20 protein-coding genes and 1 tRNA gene are annotated in these 16,374 nt (G+C 28.9%); 13 read left to right on the forward strand and 8 right to left on the reverse strand.

Annotated features, from left to right (window positions below; genetic code table 11):
• Positions 1 to 161: 161 nt before the first annotated feature.
• From dnaN to E0E45_RS04705, 3 genes are all read right to left on the reverse strand, one after another.
• The gene (gene dnaN, locus E0E45_RS04695) at positions 162 to 1,253 is read right to left on the reverse strand and encodes a DNA polymerase III subunit beta (protein WP_130890104.1); all 1,092 of its coding nucleotides are present in this window, start codon (positions 1,251 to 1,253) and stop codon (positions 162 to 164) included.
• 21 nt (positions 1,254 to 1,274) lie between these two features.
• Positions 1,275 to 2,303 (reverse strand): extracellular solute-binding protein, encoded by a 1,029-nt coding sequence (locus E0E45_RS04700; protein WP_130890105.1) that lies wholly within the window; start codon positions 2,301 to 2,303, stop codon positions 1,275 to 1,277.
• Between the two features lie 73 nt (positions 2,304 to 2,376).
• Positions 2,377 to 3,579 (reverse strand): AarF/UbiB family protein, encoded by a 1,203-nt coding sequence (locus tag E0E45_RS04705; protein ID WP_130890106.1) that lies wholly within the window; start codon positions 3,577 to 3,579, stop codon positions 2,377 to 2,379.
• Between the two features lie 177 nt (positions 3,580 to 3,756).
• Between E0E45_RS04705 and E0E45_RS04710 the strand changes: the two genes are divergently transcribed.
• Entirely contained in the window at positions 3,757 to 4,524 is a 768-nt protein-coding gene (locus E0E45_RS04710; protein ID WP_130890107.1) for a TrmH family RNA methyltransferase, read from the forward strand.
• On the forward strand, positions 4,525 to 5,046 hold the full coding sequence (locus tag E0E45_RS04715; RefSeq protein WP_130890108.1) for an NUDIX hydrolase: 522 nt from the start codon (positions 4,525 to 4,527) through the stop codon (positions 5,044 to 5,046). It begins immediately after the preceding gene.
• Here the strand turns inward: E0E45_RS04715 and E0E45_RS04720 are convergent.
• Complete coding sequence (locus E0E45_RS04720; RefSeq protein WP_269472044.1) at positions 5,043 to 5,918, reverse strand: DMT family transporter; 876 nt, start codon at positions 5,916 to 5,918, stop codon at positions 5,043 to 5,045. The genes E0E45_RS04715 and E0E45_RS04720 overlap by 4 nt on opposite strands.
• Positions 5,919 to 5,945: 27 nt before the next feature.
• Here E0E45_RS04720 and E0E45_RS04725 point away from each other — a divergent pair, with 27 nt between their 5' ends.
• Both E0E45_RS04725 and hydE read left to right on the forward strand, forming a co-directional pair.
• The gene (locus E0E45_RS04725; protein ID WP_130890110.1) at positions 5,946 to 6,434 is read left to right on the forward strand and encodes a D-Ala-D-Ala carboxypeptidase family metallohydrolase; all 489 of its coding nucleotides are present in this window, start codon (positions 5,946 to 5,948) and stop codon (positions 6,432 to 6,434) included.
• An 8-nt stretch (positions 6,435 to 6,442) separates the two neighbouring features.
• Entirely contained in the window at positions 6,443 to 7,534 is a 1,092-nt protein-coding gene (gene hydE / locus E0E45_RS04730; RefSeq protein ID WP_130890111.1) for a [FeFe] hydrogenase H-cluster radical SAM maturase HydE, read from the forward strand.
• 62 nt (positions 7,535 to 7,596) lie between these two features.
• Here hydE and E0E45_RS04735 read toward each other — a convergent pair whose 3' ends face one another.
• Positions 7,597 to 7,872 carry an HU family DNA-binding protein gene (locus E0E45_RS04735; RefSeq protein ID WP_005976950.1) on the reverse strand — a complete coding sequence of 92 codons (276 nt, stop codon included), beginning with the start codon at positions 7,870 to 7,872 and terminating at the stop codon, positions 7,597 to 7,599.
• Between the two features lie 185 nt (positions 7,873 to 8,057).
• Here E0E45_RS04735 and E0E45_RS04740 point away from each other — a divergent pair, with 185 nt between their 5' ends.
• From E0E45_RS04740 to E0E45_RS04770, 9 genes are all read left to right on the forward strand, one after another.
• Positions 8,058 to 8,885, forward strand: coding sequence for an N-acetylmuramoyl-L-alanine amidase (locus tag E0E45_RS04740; RefSeq protein WP_130892322.1), 828 nt, complete (start codon positions 8,058 to 8,060; stop codon positions 8,883 to 8,885).
• Between the two features lie 208 nt (positions 8,886 to 9,093).
• Entirely contained in the window at positions 9,094 to 9,294 is a 201-nt protein-coding gene (locus E0E45_RS04745; protein WP_005976955.1) for a cold-shock protein, read from the forward strand.
• A gap of 82 nt (positions 9,295 to 9,376) precedes the next feature.
• Entirely contained in the window at positions 9,377 to 9,547 is a 171-nt protein-coding gene (locus E0E45_RS17580; protein ID WP_172604145.1) for a hypothetical protein, read from the forward strand.
• Positions 9,548 to 9,605: 58 nt separating this feature from the next.
• Positions 9,606 to 9,692, forward strand: a tRNA-Leu gene (locus tag E0E45_RS04750).
• Between the two features lie 171 nt (positions 9,693 to 9,863).
• On the forward strand, positions 9,864 to 10,400 hold the full coding sequence (locus tag E0E45_RS04755) for a GNAT family N-acetyltransferase (protein ID WP_130890112.1): 537 nt from the start codon (positions 9,864 to 9,866) through the stop codon (positions 10,398 to 10,400).
• 205 nt (positions 10,401 to 10,605) lie between these two features.
• The gene (locus E0E45_RS18010; protein WP_269472031.1) at positions 10,606 to 10,731 is read left to right on the forward strand and encodes a hypothetical protein; all 126 of its coding nucleotides are present in this window, start codon (positions 10,606 to 10,608) and stop codon (positions 10,729 to 10,731) included.
• Between the two features lie 4 nt (positions 10,732 to 10,735).
• Positions 10,736 to 11,461, forward strand: coding sequence for a toxin-antitoxin system YwqK family antitoxin (locus tag E0E45_RS04760; RefSeq protein ID WP_130890113.1), 726 nt, complete (start codon positions 10,736 to 10,738; stop codon positions 11,459 to 11,461).
• A 142-nt stretch (positions 11,462 to 11,603) separates the two neighbouring features.
• Entirely contained in the window at positions 11,604 to 12,395 is a 792-nt protein-coding gene (locus tag E0E45_RS04765; protein WP_130890114.1) for a prohibitin family protein, read from the forward strand.
• Positions 12,396 to 13,027: 632 nt separating this feature from the next.
• The gene (locus E0E45_RS04770) at positions 13,028 to 13,237 is read left to right on the forward strand and encodes a hypothetical protein (protein WP_130890115.1); all 210 of its coding nucleotides are present in this window, start codon (positions 13,028 to 13,030) and stop codon (positions 13,235 to 13,237) included.
• 43 nt (positions 13,238 to 13,280) lie between these two features.
• Here the strand turns inward: E0E45_RS04770 and E0E45_RS04775 are convergent, their stop codons facing one another.
• The 3 genes from E0E45_RS04775 to E0E45_RS04785 form a co-directional block, all read right to left on the reverse strand.
• Positions 13,281 to 13,661 (reverse strand): hypothetical protein, encoded by a 381-nt coding sequence (locus E0E45_RS04775; RefSeq protein WP_130890116.1) that lies wholly within the window; start codon positions 13,659 to 13,661, stop codon positions 13,281 to 13,283.
• A 272-nt stretch (positions 13,662 to 13,933) separates the two neighbouring features.
• Complete coding sequence (locus E0E45_RS04780) at positions 13,934 to 14,533, reverse strand: sigma-70 family RNA polymerase sigma factor (RefSeq protein ID WP_130890117.1); 600 nt, start codon at positions 14,531 to 14,533, stop codon at positions 13,934 to 13,936.
• 224 nt (positions 14,534 to 14,757) lie between these two features.
• On the reverse strand, positions 14,758 to 16,191 hold the full coding sequence (locus tag E0E45_RS04785; RefSeq protein ID WP_130890118.1) for a Na+/H+ antiporter NhaC family protein: 1,434 nt from the start codon (positions 16,189 to 16,191) through the stop codon (positions 14,758 to 14,760).
• Between the last annotated feature and the right edge of the window lie 183 nt (positions 16,192 to 16,374).

The raw sequence follows: 16,374 nt of genomic DNA on the forward strand, positions 1-16,374 counted from the left end.
AAATACTTATTTTTATAAAATTAAAAAAGGTTTTTAGAATAATATGAGGAATAAGTAAAATAAAAAAGAGAAGAAATTAATCTTCCCTTTTATTTTTTATTAGTCTTTAAATACTTGGCTGATGCAACTATATTTACAAAAATATCTTATTTTTCAGAGCATTAATCTCTAAGTGCCAATGGCATTAAGATATATCTGTAATCCTCTTTTCCTGTTTCAGTTATTTCAAACATAGAAGAAGCATTGCTTCCTTTAATAACTGGATTATCTGAAATATTATCTATATATTCAGCAAGAAATTTACAGTTTAATGAAGATTTGAAATCTTCTCCCTCTTTTATCATATTAACTTTTTGATTAATTTTAGCCTTTCCAGAAAAAGCATTGATTAAAAGAGTTTTACCTTTAAAATCAAATATAGCTCCAAATTTAGCATCTACACTTGTTTTAGCTACAGTGATGACTCTTTTTAAAGCACTTTTTAATTCATCTCTATTAAATTCCATGACTTTAGTAAAAGAGTTGTTAGCAAGAATACCTTTAAAATCTGGGAAAGGCAAAGCAATAGTCTTGCTTGAAAAATAAGCATTTTTCCAAGCAAGAATAACATTTTCTCCACTGAAACCAATAGTTACTTCTTCTTCTGAATCTTTTAAAAGTTTACAGATAACATTTATACTGTCCATTGGAATTGATATCTCTTTTTCTACATGACAATTTTTTTCAGCTTTAAAATATAAGAGTCTGTAAGAATCTGTAGATACAAGATTGATTTCATTTAATTTGAAAATTGCTCTAACACAGTTTATTTGAAGATTATCATTTGTTAGAGAAGCTGCAAACTTAGATTTTTCAAGGAGTTTTACAAGTTCTCCTCCTGTTATAGTAAGAAGCTTTATAGGTGTAGTTTCTGTAATTATAGGGAAAGTTCCCTCTTCAAGTATTGAAAATTCTGCCTGATGTACTGTAATAAATCCATTGCTTAAGATAAATTCAATATATTCTTCATCAAGTAATTTTATATATTCAAGTAGAAGAAATGGTTTTAAAACTACATTTCCCTCTTCTTTAACTTCAGCTTCAGCTTTTCTTATATGATCTACTTCTAGATTAGTTCCTACAAAAGTAATAAGATTGTTTTCAGCTTTTATCTGCAGCCCTGAAACAATAGGTTTAATAGGATTTTCCTTTAATATATTTGTATATTCAGAAAGTATTGAAATCAATTCCTCTCTTTTTATAGAAAATTTCATTTGTGCCTCCAAAGGTATTTGTTAATCAGCAATCAATATTTCTTGCCAGTATTTATTCTGCAGGTCAAGAGTATTGTGAATATCTCTCAATACCTGAGTATTTTTTAAATCTTCTATCTGGAATAGAGGTTCTACTTCCATTAATTCTCTAGCTGGAATATTGATAGAAGGTGTTTCCAGTATATCTGCCAATTGAGCATATACTTCTGGTCTGTGTATAAATTCAATAAATTTGTAAGCATTTTCTTTATGAGGTGCATTGCTAAGAATAACAAATGAATCTATATATGCAGTTCCACCTTTTTCAGGAATAATGAAATCAACTTTTTTTCTTTCATTTGCATCAAGTTCTCTAAAAATATTATCAGGATATCCTTGTACTACCCAGAAATCACCACTTGCAAAACCTTTTCCAAAAGATTCAGAATCGAATTTAGCTATATTTCTTTTCCATCCTTTTACCATTTCAGCAGCATCAGCTATATCTTTTTCATTAGATGTAGTCTGATCTTTCCCATTCATAGCAAGAGCTGATGTCATAACTTCTCTCATATCATCTAAAAGAGTCATTCTTCCTTTTAAATCGCTTCTATTGTAGATTGAATAATCTCTTGGATAATCTTTTACATAGTCTTTATTAACTGCAATAACAGTAGCTCCCATTACATAAGGAACACCATAGTCATTGTTTTTATCAAAATATTGAAGCTTTTCAAGTACCAAAGGGTCTATATTTTTCAATGTAGATAATTTACTTTTATCAAGTTTGTCTATCATTTTTTCTTTCATCATAATCTCAGTATAGTCAGCTGAAGGAAGTACGATATCATATCCAGCTCCACCTGCTTTTAATTTTGTAAACATTTCTTCATTAGAAGAATAGATATCTTCAATGACTTTTATACCAGTTTCCTTTTCAAATGCCTGATAAGTTTCTTTTGGAATATAATCAGCCCATCCGTAGAGGTATAGTGTATTTTCATCTTTACCGCTCTTTCCACAAGAAATCAAAGTGAAAGCCAAAGTTAATAGTAATAGTATTTTTTTCATTTATCAATCCTCCTAAGTTCATAATCTTTTAATATTTTAATATAGAATAAAGATTAAGTCAATTAAATTCGTATTATTGGTAGAGAGAAATTTCGGTTAAAATCCTTGAAATATCCTCGGCAAAATATGTTTTTGGCTTGACTTTAAGTGCCATATTTTCCAGATAAATAAAAGATTTAACAACTGGATATATTTCATCGCTAAAAGTCATTCCATATTTTATTCCTGCTTTGAAGGAACACATTATATTTTTGCATATGCTGTCTTTTTGCAGATAGCTTCCTTTTGAGTTTTTAAATATATTATTGATTTCTACAGAGAGTATATTCATTTTTTCAGGCTGAATTTTCACTTTTGACATATTATTTAAAATATCTGGTATTTCAGAATAATCATATTTAGAAATAGCTGAAAGAATTTTAAATAGGTTTATTCTTGTATCATCATTTATTGAAGAAAGAACATTGCAGTCTTGAAAATATATAAAGCCGTCACTTCCAAGAATAATATTTCCCATATGAAGATTGCTGTGAAAAGTACCTATTTTCAAAATAAAGAAAAGCTGTATTCTTATTACTTCCAGTACATCTTTATAGCTGAGCCTTCTATTTTCAAGCATCTGATAAAAATATGTTCCATATGTATATTTGCTTACTAACATGATATCAGATGTAAGATAAGCATATATAGAAGGAAATTTTAATCTGGCAAAACCTTTGTAACCACTGTATTGATTGAGATAGTCTTTTAAAAGTTCTGTACTTCTTATCTCATTGTTAAGATTAAGTTTTTGTTCAGTTACTTTTTTTAAATTTTCAATTATCTCAACTGTCTTATATTTTTTGTTGAATCTAGGATAGAACCAAGAGAGAAATTTTAATTCTTTTTCCAATGAAGCTACTTTTTTAGTAAAATTCTTTTTAGCATTTTCATTAACAGCTTTTATAGTGATTTCAATACCGTTTTTCAGACAGCCTTTAAAAAGATAGTTTATGTCTGAGTAAGAGTAGGAATCATTATCATAATACTCCATTTGTGACAACAGAGGACTTTTTTTAGGCAGCAGAGTCAGAAGGTGCCTATCTTCTTTTTCTGTATCAGAGGTTTGAAATTTAGATAGATAAATACATTTTTCTATATCTATGACATCAAATCTTGAAGAATATTCCTGAGCTATCCGAATACCAAGTATACCAAGTTTTGTAATAATATTTGGATTGGGAAGTTTTTTGGAATGAAAAGATGAAATTAATTTTATAAAATTTAATAAAAGCATACAAACTTCCTCCTTAGTGTAATACAATATTTGTACAATTAATTATAGCTCATATTTTCCTTAAAGTAAATATTAAGAAGGGAGGAGAGTATAAATTAAAATCCTAATTTTTGATAAATTATGATATAATTACTGTAGGAAAATTTAAAAATAATCAAAAAAGTTTTAGGAGGAACAGTGGACTACGTTAACAGTCTAGAAAATAATACAATAAAAAAAATAAAGAAACTTAAAATAAAAAAATATAGAGAAGAGGAACAGCTTTTTATAGCTGAAGGAAGAAAATTTCTTGATTTTACTTTTGAACCTGAGATAATAGTTTTTAGAGAAAATTATGGGATAACTAGAGAAATAGAAGAAAAATTAGAAAAGTTTCAATGCAGGAAGATAATTGTTTCTGAAAGAGTTTTTGCACAGCTCACTTCACAAGAAAATTCACAAGGTGTAATAGTTGTATATCCATATATTAAGGGCTCACTGATTAAATTACAGAAGAATATAGTAGTTCTTGATAAAATAGGAGATCCAGGAAATCTGGGAACTATTATAAGAGTAGCTGATGCAGCTGGATTTAAAGATATAATTCTCACAAAGGGAAGTGTAGACTGTTACAATGAGAAAGTTGTGAGAAGCAGTATGGGTTCTATTCTCAATATGAATATACTTTACATGGAAGAAGAGGAGCTTATAACTTTTCTCAAAAGAGAAAACTATAAAATGGAGGTTACAGCATTGGATAAAGATTCTGTATCTTATACTGAAATGAAGCTTACAGAGAAAAATGCAATAGTATTTGGAAGTGAAGGAGATGGGGTATCTCAGAATTTTTTAAAAATATGTGATGAAAAAATAATAATACCAATTTATGGGATAGCAGAATCTTTGAATGTAGCCATGGCGTGTGGAATAATTTTATATAAAACTAAGGAGATACTGGGGGAATAAATGGTAGAGAAATACAAACATTTAGAAAGAAAAGAAGTTTTTAAAAATAATCATATTACAGTTTATAGTGAAAAATTACAGCTTCCTAATGAAAAAATAGTAGACTGGACATTTACTGGAAAAAAAGAGGCAGTAGGAATAGTTGCTTCCTTTGATGATAATACAATACTTATGGTAAAGCAGTACAGGCCAGCAGTAAAAAAGGTAACTATGGAAATACCTGCTGGATTGGTGGAAGAGGGAGAAGATCCTCAAGAAGCTGCATTGAGAGAACTTGAAGAGGAAACAGGATACAAGGCTGGCAAAATAGAAAAAATGTGTGAATTTTATAACAGTCCAGGAATGACAGATGGTAAATTTTATATTTACTATGCTGAAGAATTAAAAAAAACTCACCAACACCTAGATGATGATGAGTTTTTAGAAGTTGAAAGAATATCTTTGAAAGATATTAATATAACAAATCTCTCAGATGCTAAAACAATGCTGGCAGTGAGTTTTGTAAATCATAAGAAACGTTAAGCTTTTTTCTGATTGTGCCTGAATGTATAGTAAGCAACTCCTATGATTATAGCACCACCTAAAAGGCTCAGCATATCAGGTATCTCATGGAAGAATATGAATCCTAATATAATACCAAAAACAATTGCTGAATAATTATAAATGGATACTTCTGTAGCCTTTGAATATTTGTAGGCATAAGTTATACCGAATTGCCCTATAGAAGCAAAGAGCCCAGTGGCTAATAAAAGCATAAGCTGAGTTGAATTAGGCATAATATAATCATTAAGAACAAAAGGAAGAGTTCCTACTACTGATACAACAGAAAAATAAAATACAATAGTATCAGGACTTTCTTTATCCTTTAAGTATCTAAGAAGTGTGTAGGCAATTCCTGCAGAGGCAGCTGACAGCAGTCCAGCTAGACTTGGAATTATACTTAAAGAGAATTCAGGTTTTATAACTAGTAATGCTCCACCAAATGTAATAAATATACCAATAATCTGTTCTTTATCTATTTTTTCTTTTAAGAAAAGACATGCCATTATAGTGACAAATATTGGAGAGAGCTTTCCAAGCATGGTGGAATCTGCAAGAGTCAGATGAGTTATAGCATAGAAGTTAAGTATAACTCCAGCAAGTCCGAATCCTGCTCTGGCAAAAAGAGCCAACTGACTTTTCTTTTGTCCAAAAATAGGAACAGCAGATTTTTTAATCAGGTAGAATGCTATAACAAGGCTCACCAGATTTCTAAAAAATACTTTTTCAAATAAAGGAATATCTCTCAGGTACTTTACTGTAACACTCATAAGGGTAAATCCTAAGGCGGATATAAGCATGGAAAATACGGCTTTGGTTTTGTTTGACATAGTTTGAACATCCTTTCTATAAATTAGTTTAAGTTTTTAAGGGGGAAAATTTTGAAAAAATTATCATTTTTTATATTACTGACAATATTGTTTTCAGGATGTATGTTTTCCCGAGCAGAGATTAGGAGAGATGAAAAAATCTCTAAATATTTTACAATGGGAGAGGCAGTAGATAGTGCCAGTGCCAAAAAATATGGGATAGACAACACACCTTCAAAACAACAGGCAGCTAACATAAGATATACAGCTGTAAGGCTGGATAAAGTTAGAAGACTGTTGGGAAGACCAATTCAAGTAAGCAGTTGGTACAGGAGCAGCCGTGTGAATAAGAGAGTAGGCGGTTCTGATAGTTCTGCTCATCAAAGTGGTCTGGCTGTTGATATAATACTGAAAAAAGGTTCAGCAAAAAAAGAATTTCAAAAGATAATGAAATCTTCATTAAGTTATGACCAATTAATATATTATCCTAAAAGAGGACATTTGCATATAGGTTTTCGAAAAAATATGAAAAAAGAAAGACAACAAGTAATGATAAAATAGGAGAAAAAATGAGATTAAAAGAGATATTAGAGAAAGAAAAATTTACTAGAGATGATTTAGTCACTCTTATGAAAATATCTGATTCTAAAGAATTGGATATGCTTTATAAAAAAGCCTATGAGATTAAAACTGAAGAAATAGGAAGAAAAGTATATTACAGAGGACTTATAGAAATAAGTAATATCTGTATAAAAAACTGTAACTACTGTGGAATAAGAAAAGGAAACTGCAAGGCTGAAAGATTTTCTATGTCTAAAGATGAAATAATGAAAGGAGTAAAGTGGATATATGAGAATAATTATGGTTCACTGGCACTTCAATCTGGAGAAAGACAGGATGAAGAATTTACTGATTTTATAGAAGATATAGTAAAAGAGATAAAAAAACTTTCTAATGGAAAACTGGGAATCACACTTTCTTTAGGAGAACAATCTTATGAAACATATAAGAGATGGTTTGATGCAGGAGCTCATAGATATCTTTTGAGAATTGAAAGTACAAATGAGGAACTATTTAAAAAGCTTCATCCTCAAGATGGTAAACATACCTTTGAAGTGAGAAAAAGATGTCTAGAGGATTTGAGAGATATAGGGTATCAGGTAGGAACAGGAGTTATGATTGGACTTCCAGGTCAAACTGAAGAAGATTTAGTAGATGATATTATTTTCTATAGAGATATGAAAATAGATATGATAGGAATGGGACCATATATAATTCATAAAGACACACCACTGGGGCAGGAATGGGAGCATATAGTACCTTCTAAGGAGAAAAGAGTAGAGCTTGGTTTAAAGATGATTGCGATAACAAGAATATTCCTCAAAGATGTAAATATAGCAGCTACAACAGCTTTACAGGGATTAGACCCTCATGGAAGAGAAAAAGGACTTCTGGCAGGGGCTAATATACTTATGCCAACTGCTACACTAAAGGAACATAAGAAAAAATATCTTCTTTATGATGATAAGCCTGGAATAGAAGACAGTGTTGAAAAATGCAGAGATGATATGGATATGAAGGTAAAATCTATAGGAGATGAAATAGTATATGGTGAATGGGGTGATTCACTCCATTTTAAAAGAAAGAAAAATAGAAATTAAAATAACTGAGAAAATAAAAAAGAAGCTGGGTCAATTTTGATCCAGCTTCTTAAAAACAAAGATTAGTTCATTTTGTCTGTTAAAGTTTTTCCAGCTTTGAATTTTACAGTCTTCTTAGCTTCTATTTTGATTTCTTCACCAGTTTTAGGGTTTCTTCCCATTCTTTCAGCTTTTTGAACTACTTCAAATTTTCCCCATCCGATAAAATTTAATTCATCACCAGACTTTAGTACTTCTTCGATCTCTGTTAAAATAGCATCAACTTTTCTTTCTGATTCAGCTTTAGAAACAAATATCCCTTTTTCAAATAAAGCTTTTGCAAAATCCTTTTTTGTCATTATAAATTTCCTCCTAAAATAAAACTAAAAAAATACAAGTTCCTAATTTATATCACATAATCCAGATATTTTCAAATTTTTTTTATAATTTTTTAAATATTTCTTTTGATATTTTGAGAAAACATAGTAGAATATACTCAGTGATAAATAAAAATATAAGTTTAAAAAAGAGAGAGGTAGAAATGATGAAGAAAAAAAGCTTGGTGCTATTTCTGTTGGCAATAATTTTTTTCTCATGCAGCCGTGTTAACTATAAAATAGATGAAAAATCTTATCAGGCTAAGGGGAAGGATAGTAGAATAAAATATATAGTTTTGCATTATACAGCAACTAATGATGAGGTAGGAATAAGAGCTTTAACTGGTCCAAATGTTAGTTCTCATTATTTGATAACTTCTAAAGCTGAAGAACCAACATATGCTTTAGTGCCTCATGAAGATAGAGCATGGCATGCTGGAGTAAGTGAATTTGCTGGAAGAAGTAATATCAATGATACATCAATTGGAATAGAAATAGTAAACAAGGGAATAAAAGCTATTCCAGATGCTCCTAAATACGATGGCTTTTTCAGACCTTATGATGAGTATGTAGAGTTTGATGATGCACAGATAATGAAGGTAGCAGCATTGGTAAAAGTTTTGGCAGAGCAGTATCAGATAAAACCTAAATTTATTGTGGGACATTCAGATGTGGCCCCATTGAGAAAAATTGATCCAGGTCCAAAATTTCCATGGGAAAGACTTTATAGAGAGTATAATATAGGAGCATGGTATGATGAGAGTGATAAAATATTTTTCATGAATGAAACTCTATTTAATGTAACACCTATCTCTGAAATAAAAGATGAGCTTAGAAAATATGGTTATAAAATTAATACTACAAATGAGTGGGATGAGGAAAGTAAGAGGGTAGTATATAATTTTAAAGCGCATTTTAATCCAAAAATGCTGAGTGAGGAAATGGATTTAGAAAGTTTTGCTATCTTAAGAGCTTTGAATAAAAAATATAAATAAGTGAGTTAAGAATTGTATAGAAGTACATAAATAGGCAACTTTTTTAAAAAAATTTGCTTGTATAAAATGCTAATTAGTGGTAAAATAGAGCTGTAGTAAAACCTTAATTTATAAATTAAACACTAAGTTTTTAACACTTTTCAAAAATTTTAGGGTTTGTTTGTTCTTAATGGTTTTAATTTTCTTAAAATTTTTGGAGGTGCTTTAAATGCTAAAAGGAACTGTAAAATGGTTTAACAAAGACAAAGGGTTTGGATTTATTTCTGGTGAAGATGGAAACGATTATTTCGTACACTATTCTAATATCAATTCAAAAGGATTTAGATCTTTAGAAGAAGGACAAGCTGTAACTTTTGAAGTTACTGAAGGAAACAAAGGTCCAGTTGCTTCTAATGTAACTGTAGCATAGTTTAAATTTGCTGAAAAAATTTGTGGGGTGCCAGCAGGTGCCCTATTTTTTCTTGGTGGAAATGATTGATGGAGGGATAACTATGAAAAAAGAATATAATAAAAAAGAAAAAAAATCTCATACTTTTGTCATTAACACAGCAGTAAAAATATTTTTGTTTCCACTTTTTATTTTTGGTATATTATTGAGAGAATATGACAGAATATTTAAGAAAAAGAAAATCAAGAAAAGAACAGAAGGATTATGGTATTAAAGGCATAAGAAATTACTTTACAAAATACTATATTTGTGATAAAATAAAATCCTTGTGTGCACAGGTGGCGGAATGGTAGACGCGTAAGGTTGAGGTCCTTATTGGTAGTTTTCCAGTGAGAGTTCAAGTCTCTTCCTGTGCACCATGTATACTTACACTAAAAAAAATTATGAATAGTTATATAGAGGATAAAAGACTGTGTTTTTAACAGTTTTTTTTATTTTTTGACTTTCTAATGATTTTAGAAATAGTTTATTTTATAGTTGCTATTTTATGATATAATAAAATAATATTCAGAAAATAAAGGAGAACTGGTATGTATATTAAAACTGAAAGGCTTGTGATTCGTGACTTGGAACAAAAAGATATACCTGAATTAATCAGAATAGTATGGCAGAAAAATGTTCTTAAATTTATGAAAGATTGGTCTGAAAATACTTCATTTCCAGATGTACTTCAAAAATATATTGATTGGCATCAAAAGCAAAAAAATTCTACAGATATATATGAAAGCAAACGTTATGCTGTTGTACTTCCAAATGATGATAAATTAATTGGTATAGTTGGAATGGGACTTGAGGATGTAGTTAATGAAGTGGAAATGGCATATTTCATTGATGAAGAACATCAGGGAAAAGGATATGCAGCTGAAGTGTTGTCTGCATTATTTGATTGGTGTATATCTGTATCTGACTTACCATATCTTATTTTGATTATAGATTGTGCAAATATTGCTTCTTGCAGGGTGGCAGAGAAAGTTGGATTTGAATTATTTGAAAAGAGAACTCCAATAAGCCATAAACAGCCAAATATGGTTAGTGATAGTTATTTTTATTATCGAAAATATCGTTAGAAAAGAAAAAATTCAGTTTTAAAGACTAGAGAAATAAAAAATATTACAAAAAGGCAATTATTGTTTACATAAAGTCATTCATAATTGGTTGTATGTAAAGAATAGTTATGATAGAATAAAACATAATTATAAAATTTAAAGGGGTGTATATCATCAATGAAAAGAATAATATTAATTTCAAGTATTATTATTTCTAGTTTTACTTATGGATAGAAAATCTAAAATAGTTATTGCTTTTTCTTTGATATATCAAAATACAACAAAGAAAAGTATTTTAAAAGAAGTTGAAAAAGTATATGAATTTAAAATTTTAGACAAAGTGAGGTTTTAGAAAGATGAAAAAAAATAAAATATTTATAATACTTATCATAATTTTATTATGTGTAGCTGCTGTAGTTTATTATAATAGATATTTACTTTTTAAATTTTTACCTGCTCAGCTAGATGATAACTATAGTAATGTAAATGGAGTTATGGTGAATAATGAAGAACAAAAACCATTTACTGGAAGACTTAAAACTGATTTAGGAGATAGAATTGAAATTTATTCTTATAAAGATGGACAATTGGATGGGCTTAATGTTGCTTATCAAAATGGAAAAATAAAGGAAATAGGGCATTGGAAGAATGGTATGCAGAATGGAGTATTTCAACTTTATACAAAAGAAGGGATCTTAGTTGATGATGCAATATTTAAAAATGGACAAAGAGATGGAATTACTAGACAGTACTATAATGATACTGGCAATCTTCAAATAGAAGTATATTACACTGATGGGATTTTAAATGGTGTAGCAAAAGAATATTATCAAAATAAAAAACTTTTGAGAGAGATTATCTATAGTTATGGGAAGAGAGAAGGGTTAACTCAAGAATATTATGATAATGGAAAGAAAAAAATAGAGATGTACTATGAACTTGATGTTCCAAATGGTTCATATAAAATGTATGATCCAAATGGGCAGATTTTATTAGAAGGTAGATTTGAAAATGGAAAGTTTGTTCCTGAATCTAATAATGAAGAGGCTACAATAAGTGTTGATGAAATTTCTAATGAGTGATTTATTTGGTGCTTTATCAATTTTCTGTTATAATAACTTGAAAGTATATTCAATATATAAAGATTTTGTAAAACTAATGAAATGTAATAATTATGTATAGTGCTTGATATACTTAATCTATGTACAAAAAGGGAGAGAATTAATGAAGAAACAGATTGTATTTGGAATTGCTGGATTTATAATAATATTGGTATTTTTTATGGTATTTACATCATTTTATACAGTAAAAACTGGAGAAGTAGCAATTATTTCAAGTTGGGGGAAAATTACAAGAATTGATAAAGAGGGATTGAATTTTAAAATACCAATAGTTCAAACAAAGGAAATGTTAACAACAAGGGATAAAATATATAGTTTTGATAATATGTCAGTAAGTACAAAGGATATGCAGTCAATAGTTTTAGACCTTACAGTGCAAAGTGCAGTTTCTGATCCTGAAAACCTTTACAGATCATTTAGAGGACTGCATGAAACAAGTTTTATTATTCCAAGAACAAAAGAGGTAGTTCAAGCTTCAATAAGCAAATACACAATTGAAGAATTTGTTTCAAAAAGACAGGAATTGAGCAAAATAATATATGAAGATCTGAAAGATGATTTTAATGCTTATGGATTATCAGTATCAAATGTTTCTATAACAAATCATGATTTCTCTGTGGAATATGAAAGAGCTATTGAGGCTAAAAAGGTTGCTGAACAAGAAGTAGAAAGAACAAGATTTGAACAAGAAAAATTTAGAGTAGAAGCAGAAAATCAAGTTTTATTAGCTGAATACAAGTTAAAGGAAAAAGAGCTTCAAGCAAAGGCTAATCAGGTAGAGGCAGAATCATTATCACCAATGCTGTTAAGAAAATTAACTATTGAAAAATGGGATGGAAAACTTCCACAAGTTAGTGGAGGAGATAATTCTCCAATAATAAAGTTAAATGACTAAAGATATGGAAAGGGCTAAAGAAGAATTTAGTCCTTTTGTTTTGTAAAAAATATGAAAAAAATTAAAAGAAGATAAATATTTAAGAAAAAAATGAGTCCATGTAATTTTAGAAATAAAAATTTCTGAAGTTTATAGGTTTTTTAATATTGAAATTTTTAGAATAAAGAATAATACTTCTAACCATTTAAAAATCTAACAGTAAAAAAGATTAAATTAGTTTTTTATAATCCACAGTTATATAAAATTAAAGGGAAAAGAATAAAATAATAATTAAAATAATAGAAAAAAATAAATCTTTCCTTTATAATTTTTATAAAAACAATAAATATTATGATATAATAAAATGTCTGATAGGATAAAAGGAGTGATAAAATATATTATTTTTTAAATAATAAAGTATATTTTTTCCAATTAAAAAACAGGGGGAAAGGGAAAATATGCCGAAATTAATTCTAGGAGCAATAGTAATATTATGTAGTTATATTGGATATAAGAGTAAGAAAGTGCATATACAAATAATTTCTCTTTTTATTATTATATTGGCAATAATCTATCGAATTTATAAATAATGAATTTTTTTTATTTACAATGGAGATATTGTGATTAAATTATAAGACATCAGGGGAGAATTTATGAAATGTAAAAATTGCAATAATCTAGTAAAAAGAACTTTATCTGATAACTGCGTCAGCAGATTTAAATTCTATAAAACTGTTGCTTATTATTGTGATCACTGTGATAAAATATATATTTTGGAAAAATATAAAGATGTCATAGCTGAAAATAAATATGACAGCGAACTGGAATGGCTGAGGGATCAGAATCCATATTTGAATAAATAATATAAATGAAATAAGGAACAGGAAAATAATTTCCCTGTTCCTTTTATTTTGTCAAAGCTTCTCTAATAGAATGAAGAAGCTCTAAAAGTCTTTTTTCTTCAGAATCAGCTATTTCTTTTTGAGAAGTGTGTATGTAAAAAGCTCCCATCTCACTGTTGGTAATATAAGAGGCATGAGATTTCAAATATCCTTCCATTTCTTCAAACAACATAGTAGTCATAGTTTTAGCAGTAATCTCTTCTCTTCCTTCAAGAATTATTTTGTCATTAGTCAATAAATATGCTTTTTCAACAGTAGCCAAGCATTTACTGTGTTTATATGCAATAAATCCCCCAAACATATTTTCTATCTCAGTAAAAAATTTAAAATTTCCCACCCACATTTTTTTCACTACACCAGAAATTTCTTTTAATGATTCGCTCATAGATACCCCCCTGCATGATATTTTCTAGTTCTATTATTTATTATACACTGATTTTGTAAATAAATCAAAAAAGTATGGAGATTAATTACCTGAAATCTATTTGATGATAAAAAATGATAAAACTTAACTTGAGTAAGTATCTTTGAATTTGATTTTAAAGAATTCTATAATGTAAAAAAGGATTGCCTCCTGCTGTTTACAGAAATCAACCCTTGTTAAACAATTTTAAAATAAAATATATTTATTATTTTATCAAAACTTTTTAGAATCACCTATTGAACAGCTTCATATTCATCAGTGAAGTTTTTAAGTTTTTTCTTAATTCTTTGTATAGCATTATCTACTGATTTTGGTTCTCTTCCAGTTTGAGAAGCAATTTCTGTATATGACATTTCAACAAGCATATAATCAAAGATTTCATTTTCCATTTTACTCAAATGTGTTTTTAAGTATTTTTTCAGAAATTTAAATTTTTCCTTACTTAAATATATTTCTTCAGGATTATAAAAATTAAATGATTTATTAGAATATGCTGGAACAGCATTATAATCAAAAGAATTTTCATTGTTATTTACAGCCATATTCAACATTTTATGCTTACCACTATTGGAACTTTTTATTGCAGTAATCAACTGTCTTTTAATACATAAAATTGCAAAAGTTTTAAAAGATGCCTGTTTACCTGACTCATAACCATTTATAGCTTTTAAAAGCCCTATCATAGCTTCTTGAAGCACATCTTCCTTATCTCCACCATAAAAGAAATATTTTTTAGTTTTCAGAAACATAATACCATGAAATACTTTAAAAATTTCCTGGATAGCTTCTTCGCTTCCTGCTTTTGCCCTCTTAATTAAATGTGAACTTATCATAAAGACCACCTCCATAAATTTAAAGGTAAATCTCCCCCAGTTATTTATAAAAATATAATATTAAAAAGGATTCTCTTAATATAGTATATTATATAAAAACAAAAAAAGCAAATTATTTAAGCAAAATAAAAATTTTAATGTATACATTTTTGATAGAAAACGATTAAAAAAATGAGTTCAAGAACTGTAATATTGTTCTTTAAAAAACAAAAATTTTTTAATATTTAACGATTAAAGATGTAGCCTGAAATAATAAATAGAATAGCAGATATCAATCCATTGAGAATGGCATAGGGAACCTGTGTTTTAATATGATCTATATGATCAGCACCAGCAGCCATAGAAGAAAGTACTGAAATATCAGAAACAGGAGAACAAGTTCCTCCCATAAGAGCTCCAGATATAACAGAGGATACTGTGAGTGTCATGTGACTTCCTGTAATAGATGACATTTGAAGTCCCACAGGCATCATAAGTGCAAATGTTCCCCATGAAGTTCCTGTAGAAAAAGATATAATAGCTGAGATAATAAATATAACAGTAGGTTCAAATATTCTGTGAATTCTTCCATTGATAACAGCAGCAAAAAATTTACCTATATTAAGTTGAGAAGCTACTTCTCCAATAGTGAAACTCATAGCAAGAAGAATGATAACAGGAACCATATTTTCAGCTCCTTTATAAAAATAAGCCATAAATTCTTTTCCACTCATTATTTTCTTGATAACTATGTAATAGAAAGCTGTACAGATAAGAGCAGCAGAAACAGCCCAATATACTGAAACAGAGCCTGAACCATGAATTATATTTCCGTTTCCAGTTATATAAAGCCCTACAGGCATCATAAAAATAATAACTAAAAGAGGAAGTACCATATTCATAAAATCAGGCTTCATATTTTTTCTCATTAAATTTTGGCTCCCACTAGTATCAATAAGTGGAGTTCCCTCATCTCTTACAAGTTTTCCTGTATTTTTAGCTCTGTCAGTAGCTTTTTTCATAGTTCCCCAGTGCTTTCCTATGAATATATAAAAAAGAAGGGTCACTAAAGTTACTAATGGATAAAAGTTAAAAGGGATACTTTTTATTAATATTTCAGAAGGGTTTCCACTGATAGTTCCAGTTGCTACCTGTACACCAATTATACCAATGAGAGTTGCTCCCCAGCCATTGAAAGGAAATATTCCACAAACTGCTGTACACACAGAAGCACTTTCATAAGAAAGTTCTTCACTGGAGATCTTATACTTTTCAGAAAAAGCTTTTGCAATAGTTCCAGAAACAAGTATGTTGATAGAAGATTCAAAAAATAAAAATATTCCAATTATATATGAAAGAAAAAGAGCATGTTTTCTATTTTTAACAACAGAGGTTTTTTCAGTAAGGGAATATACAACTCCATTTACTCCTCCAGAAGCCTGAAGAAGTATAACTAAAGCTCCAGCAAGAAGAGAGAATGCAATTACTTCAGCATTTCCTCTTACCTGAGTCATTATATCAGTCATACTTTTAATAAAAGCAGCAAATATATTTCCATTAGTTAATATTATATTTCCTAATATAATTCCAGCAAAAAGTGAAACTAAAGTTTCTCTAGTAATTATTGTAAGAACTGCTGCAACTATTACAGGCAGTACATTTAAAAAACCATGATCCATAATTTTCCCCCCAAGAAAACTGTTGTTAATTCAATAATACATGTTTTTTTTTAAATATACAAGGAAATCATTTTTTTTGTAGAAAATAACATATTATATAAGAAACAAAAAGGGGCAAACTGGATAAAAATGTAAAACAGGTTATAAAAAAAGAGGACAACACACAGGAAGAAAATTAATATA

Origin of the sequence: Fusobacterium ulcerans ATCC 49185 (assembly GCF_900683735.1) — a bacterium.
GTDB classification, from domain to species: Bacteria; Fusobacteriota; Fusobacteriia; order Fusobacteriales; family Fusobacteriaceae; genus Fusobacterium_A; species Fusobacterium_A ulcerans_A.

Coding starts and splice junctions, on each gene's coding strand:
- E0E45_RS04765 (WP_130890114.1), top strand. CDS start 11,604: ATGAAGAAACAGATTGTATTTGGAATTGCTGGATTTATAATAATATTG.
- E0E45_RS04770 (WP_130890115.1), top strand. CDS start 13,028: ATGAAATGTAAAAATTGCAATAATCTAGTAAAAAGAACTTTATCTGAT.
- E0E45_RS04760 (WP_130890113.1), top strand. CDS start 10,736: ATGAAAAAAAATAAAATATTTATAATACTTATCATAATTTTATTATGT.
- E0E45_RS04735 (WP_005976950.1), bottom strand. CDS start 7,872: ATGACAAAAAAGGATTTTGCAAAAGCTTTATTTGAAAAAGGGATATTT.
- E0E45_RS04780 (WP_130890117.1), bottom strand. CDS start 14,533: ATGATAAGTTCACATTTAATTAAGAGGGCAAAAGCAGGAAGCGAAGAA.
- E0E45_RS04785 (WP_130890118.1), bottom strand. CDS start 16,191: ATGGATCATGGTTTTTTAAATGTACTGCCTGTAATAGTTGCAGCAGTT.
- E0E45_RS04745 (WP_005976955.1), top strand. CDS start 9,094: ATGCTAAAAGGAACTGTAAAATGGTTTAACAAAGACAAAGGGTTTGGA.
- E0E45_RS04700 (WP_130890105.1), bottom strand. CDS start 2,303: ATGAAAAAAATACTATTACTATTAACTTTGGCTTTCACTTTGATTTCT.
- E0E45_RS04740 (WP_130892322.1), top strand. CDS start 8,058: ATGAAGAAAAAAAGCTTGGTGCTATTTCTGTTGGCAATAATTTTTTTC.
- hydE (WP_130890111.1), top strand. CDS start 6,443: ATGAGATTAAAAGAGATATTAGAGAAAGAAAAATTTACTAGAGATGAT.
- dnaN (WP_130890104.1), bottom strand. CDS start 1,253: ATGAAATTTTCTATAAAAAGAGAGGAATTGATTTCAATACTTTCTGAA.
- E0E45_RS18010 (WP_269472031.1), top strand. CDS start 10,606: ATGGATAGAAAATCTAAAATAGTTATTGCTTTTTCTTTGATATATCAA.
- E0E45_RS04755 (WP_130890112.1), top strand. CDS start 9,864: ATGTATATTAAAACTGAAAGGCTTGTGATTCGTGACTTGGAACAAAAA.
- E0E45_RS04775 (WP_130890116.1), bottom strand. CDS start 13,661: ATGAGCGAATCATTAAAAGAAATTTCTGGTGTAGTGAAAAAAATGTGG.
- E0E45_RS04715 (WP_130890108.1), top strand. CDS start 4,525: ATGGTAGAGAAATACAAACATTTAGAAAGAAAAGAAGTTTTTAAAAAT.
- E0E45_RS17580 (WP_172604145.1), top strand. CDS start 9,377: ATGAAAAAAGAATATAATAAAAAAGAAAAAAAATCTCATACTTTTGTC.
- E0E45_RS04705 (WP_130890106.1), bottom strand. CDS start 3,579: ATGCTTTTATTAAATTTTATAAAATTAATTTCATCTTTTCATTCCAAA.